Here is a 201-nt window from a genome sequence, read left to right as displayed (position 1 = left end):
GATGGGGGGACGGATCGCGGAAGGTTGTCTGCCTGTTGGAATAGGCAGTTTCTGGTTCATAGAAGGCGCTTAGGCAAATCCGGGCGCGGAATTCAAGGGACTGGGACGAGGTGCTTAGGCACTGAAGCAATCGGAAGTGGTTCCAAGAAAAGCCTCTAAGCTTCAGTCATACGAGACCGTACCGCAAACCGACACAGGTGG

At 54.7% G+C, this 201-nt stretch carries 1 rRNA gene; it reads left to right on the top strand.

Annotation, left to right across the window (positions count from 1 at the left end):
* A 23S ribosomal RNA gene (locus tag ABWW33_RS33100) occupies window positions 1-201 on the top strand; the annotation flags it as partial.

The organism is Duganella hordei (genome assembly GCF_040369125.1).
Lineage (GTDB): Bacteria > Pseudomonadota > Gammaproteobacteria > Burkholderiales > Burkholderiaceae_D > Rugamonas > Rugamonas hordei.
This window is presented reverse-complemented; position numbering and strand designations above follow the sequence as displayed.